Origin of the sequence: Cellulomonas fimi (assembly GCF_012952065.1) — a bacterium.
GTDB lineage: Bacteria > Actinomycetota > Actinomycetes > Actinomycetales > Cellulomonadaceae > Pengzhenrongella > Pengzhenrongella fimi_A.
The window spans coordinates 1-4,344 of the sequence record NZ_JABCJJ010000057.1 but is presented as its reverse complement, the minus strand read 5'-3'; the positions used below and the strand labels follow the sequence as shown (position 1 = coordinate 4,344).

Sequence of the window (4,344 nt, the reverse complement as noted above, 5' to 3'; positions counted from 1 at the left end):
TCGACGAGATGCCCTTCTTGAACTGGCGATACGGACCTTCGACAAGTCGTATCTTCCCAAGTCAGGAGGGCATTCTCGCGTTCCCACGCCCACCCCGCGGCAATCAGCCCATCGGTGAATCGAGGCTTAGACACCGTCGCCCCGTAGACGTCGGCGAAGTGCGCGGCGACCTCACCGGTCGTCAACCCTCGCGCCGTCAACGACAGCACGAGCTGGTCGACCTCGTCCAGGCGCCGTTGCCGTTTGCGCACGATCGCCGGCTCGAACGTGCCCTCCCGGTCCCGAGGCACGTCGATCTCCACCGGCCCGATCTCCGTCAGCACCGTCTTGGACCTGGTGCCGTTCATGGTGCAGCCTTCCCGCCAAGCCACGCTCGGCGTGTCGGGCCAGACCAGCAGTTACACCGTTACTCGGACAGACCCGACCCCCTGGAACCGGCGCCACCCCGGACGACACCGGGCGTCCCGTCACACCCCGACGGCACAATCAACGCCCAAAGGCAGCAGAACTACCCGCGGGCTTACCCACCGCCGCTCGATGAAAGATCGAGGCTAGACTTCGAGACGCGACAACCGATCACCGTGGACTAGATTCCAGCACCCCGACTCCACGAAACCCGGCTCACACCAGAGCCTCCAAGCAACCCAGGGAGATTCAACCTTGACCGCCCTGAAGGTGGTCGAGGATGTCTCTCTCGACCTCCCTGATGTGCGCCACCGCGGCCGACCGCGCCTCGCGGCTACGGCGCGCCGTGACCGCCTCGACGATGGCCAGATGACCGGCCTGGGCGCGGTCCCGCCGTCCGGGCAGCTGAATGACCCGGCGCGAGTAGGCCCTGAAGAGCGGACGAATAGTCTCGTGCATCTTCACCAGCAAACGATTCTGAGACGCGGCGGCAATGGCCAGATGAAACTCGGCATCGCACTCGATAAACTCCTCGTCAGTCAGTTCCGGGGCCTCAGAGCGCTTCAGTATCTTCCGAAGCCGCTCACCGTCCGCCCGCGACACCCGCTTTGCCGCAAGACCGGCTGATTGACCCTCCAGATTGACGCGGGCCTCGAAGAGCTCGGCGACCGTGTAGTCGTCCACAATTAGGAGCTCGCTGCGAAGCGCCGATTGCTTCTCGGTGCTCGTGACGAACACCCCGACACCATGGGCGGTCCGGATCATCCCGCTGGACTCAACCATGCGCAGCGCCTCGCGCATCGAACTCCGGCCGACTCCGAACTCCTCGGCAAGAACGCGTTCGGCGGGGAGCTTGCTCCCCGGGGGAAACTGGCCTTCGACGATCAGTTGCTGCAGCTGCGCCGCCACTGAATCAGCCACTTTCAGCCGCCGCACGGGTTCGATCGCGTGCACGTCAGTCATCTATTCGCCTCTCGCTGCCCGCGGCGCCCCCGACGAAATGTCGCGCTCCACTGGAAGGTGGTCTGAACAACAATATTACCTGGTGACGGATCACGTCCATGGTAAGCGCCCCGCGTCTGCCGCGAGCTGGGCTTCCGAGGCCGGCGAGGACCTGAGGCCCGATGGGGCCACGTTGCGCCACCTCAGACAGGACGATGCGAGGAGCACATGCTGCCGAGAGGCAAACGGACTGCACCGTCCAGAACCGTACAGTGCTCGCCGATGGACCGGGCGGATCCGCCGGCGTAGGACAGAACCACGGTTGGCAGGTCCACCGTGTCCAGTGACGCGGTGCATCGTCACCGCCGGATACTGCCGCTCTTCGCGCCCGCGGTCGTGTCAGGTCCCGGGACGACCGTGCGGATCTGGTAGACCGTTGTCGTCGCACAGATAAACAGGGTCTGCCGGTCGTCGCCACCCCAGGTGAAGTTCGCGGGATCCTCGGGCACGCGGATGACGCCCAGAAGTCGTGCGTGCTCGTCGAGGACGTGAACCCCCCCGGGGCCGGTGCAGAACAGCCGCCCTGCTGCGTCGACCTTCATGCCGTCGGGAACCCCGATCCCGTCGCCGTGGATCTCCGCCCACACGTTCCCCCCGGTCACGCCCGTGCTGTCGGGCTCGAACCGCCGGATGTGCCGACGTTCGGTGTCATTGACGAAGAGATGGCGCTCGTCGAGCGAGAGGCACAACCCGTTCGGCCCTTCGAAGTCGTCGGCCAGCAACTCGAGCCGGCTCTCGTCCGGGCTGAGCCGGTAGACCCCTTGCCACGGCAGCTCGGCCCTGCGCTCGACACCGTACCGCGCGCCCCGACCGTAGAGGGGATCGGTGAAGTAGATCGTGCCATCGCTCGCCACGACCACGTCGTTCGGACTGTTGAGCGCGCGCCCACCGTACGTGTCCGCGAGGGTGCGGAGAGTCCCGTCCAGCTCCGACCGGACGACCCGGCTAGTGGCGTGCTCGCAGGTTACCAGGCGACCTTGGGTGTCCAGCGCACTTCCGTTGGCCTTGCGGCTCGGCGCCCGAAACAGCCGGACGCTTCCCGTCGTGCTGATGCGGTACATCCGGTCGGCGGGGATGTCACTGATCACCAGCTCGCGATCGCCCGCCAGCCACACCGGCCCCTCGCAGAACTCGAACCCTGAGGCCAGGACGCTCAGCGGAGCGTCGGCGACGATCGCCGCCGGACCCGCGGCGCGCTGATCCACGATCACGCCTCAGGCACTCCGGAAGCGGACATCCGACAGAGCGAAGCGTCCGTAGGCATGCTCCGTGAGCTCGATCCCGAGGCCCGGGGCGTCATGGGCCTCGAGATAGCCGTCCTTCACCTCGAGCGGCTCGGCCAGCAGGCCGTCCCATCCCGGCCCTCCGTAGGCGTCAAACTCGACGAGTGGCGCGTTCTCCGACGCGAGGATCACGTGGAGCCCCGCGGCCAGCGCGATGCCCGTGCCGGATGAACATGCGATGTGGGGGACGCACTGCAGGTTCCAGGACCCAGCCATGTCGGCGACGCGCTTAGCCTCGCTGATCCCGCCCACACTCGTGCAGTCCGGCTGCAGGACGTCAAAGGTCTTGCGTCGCAGGAGGTCCAGGTACTCGAACCGGGTCAGCATCGACTCACCCCCGGCCAGCGGGATCGAGACCCGGTCGGCGAGCCAGGTGTGGTCGTCGACGTACTGCGTGAGGCTCCGCGCGAGGATCGGCTCCTCCAACCACGCCACACCGAGCTGCTCAAGCTCGCGCGCCGCCCGGTACGCCGTCCTACGGTCGAACGCCATGTTGGCGTCGACCATGATGTCGACGCCGGCGCCGACCGCCGTCCGGACCTTCGACACCATGTGGACACCTGTCTCCAGATCGGGCCCGAGCCGCAGCTTCATCGCCGTGAAGCCGGCGGCGACTGCCTCCTCTGCCTCCGGGACGATGACATCGACGGGCTTGAGCGCGGGAGCAAAGTAGGCCCGGACCCGTTGCTTCGCTGCTCCGAGCAGTCGATGGACCGGCTGTCCGGACACCTTGCCGAGCAGGTCCCAGAGGGCGATGTCGATGCCACTGACCGCGTAGGTCTCGATCCCCCGTCGACCCCACATGTGCGTGGCATCCACCATGTCTTGCCATAACCGGGCGATCTCCAACGGGTCACGACCCACGAGCATCGGCCCCAGCTGCTGGTTGATGATCGGGCCGACCGTGGAGAAGTACTCGGCCGAGAAGCCGGCCTCACCGATCCCCTCGACACCCTCGTCCGTCCGGACGCGCACAACGATCCCGCCCTTGACGTCGACGGCCATGGCGCCCCAGCGCAGCGGCGCGTCGAGCGGCACCCCGACTGGGAACGCGCGGACTTCGGTGATCTTCATCAGTCTCTCTCTTCCGGATCGTGCTGTGTCGGCGCGTGGGTGCGAATATCCTCAGGGTGACTGACCGAAGTCGGGCCCTGGATCGGTGCACCGCTCGGGCGCACCACCACACCCGCGAACCCTTCTCCGATCACCGCTCCGCGGCTTGAGCGCCCCGCCCCACGACGGCCCGGCTCGCATCCCAGCACTCCAGGGATGCTCGATGGCCGGGCCCTCGCGGGGAGTTCCGGGCTCGGGCCGCCGCGGTCGAGGCAGGTGATGAGCGCCCGGGTGAAGTGCGGCAGGCCCGGCGGCGTGCGCGAGGTAATGACGTTCCCGTTCTCCACCACGGCCTCATGGCCCACACGCCGCCGGCGTTTAACCACGTCGTCCTTGATCGGCAGGTAGCCGGTGCGGCCTGTCCGTCAGTTCCCCCCTGCGGGCGAGACCGCTCCGGCGGCCTCGAGCATCTGGAGGAACTCCGTGCTGAGGAGCACGTCGCCGTGGTTGGCCTGGACGTTGCGCAGGGCCTCCCAGTGCTGTCCGTAACCCAGGGGCTCGTCCTTGAGCCCGGACGGGATGGCGGCGTTGGTGTCCGCGA

3 protein-coding genes and 1 pseudogene are annotated in these 4,344 nt (G+C 67.3%); all 4 read right to left on the bottom strand.

From position 1 onward, the window contains the following. Positions 1-80 precede the first annotated feature (80 nt). A pseudogene (locus tag HIR71_RS16090) lies at positions 81-344 on the bottom strand (transposase); the annotation flags it as partial. Positions 345-654: 310 nt separating this feature from the next. Continuing rightward, positions 655-1,368 (bottom strand): FadR/GntR family transcriptional regulator, encoded by a 714-nt coding sequence (locus HIR71_RS16085; protein WP_169326075.1) that lies wholly within the window; start codon positions 1,366-1,368, stop codon positions 655-657. 338 nt (positions 1,369-1,706) lie between these two features. Beyond that, positions 1,707-2,612 carry an SMP-30/gluconolactonase/LRE family protein gene (locus HIR71_RS16080; protein WP_211374320.1) on the bottom strand — a complete coding sequence of 302 codons (906 nt, stop codon included), beginning with the start codon at positions 2,610-2,612 and terminating at the stop codon, positions 1,707-1,709. Positions 2,613-2,621: 9 nt separating this feature from the next. Beyond that, a complete protein-coding gene (locus HIR71_RS16075; RefSeq protein ID WP_169326073.1) occupies positions 2,622-3,764 on the bottom strand; it encodes a mandelate racemase/muconate lactonizing enzyme family protein in 1,143 nt (380 codons plus the stop codon). Positions 3,765-4,344 lie beyond the last annotated feature (580 nt).

Bases quoted from the DNA above. Each gene is read 5' to 3' on its own strand.
- HIR71_RS16085 (WP_169326075.1), bottom strand. From the start codon at position 1,368: ATGACTGACGTGCACGCGATCGAACCCGTGCGGCGGCTGAAAGTGGCT.
- HIR71_RS16075 (WP_169326073.1), bottom strand. From the start codon at position 3,764: ATGAAGATCACCGAAGTCCGCGCGTTCCCAGTCGGGGTGCCGCTCGAC.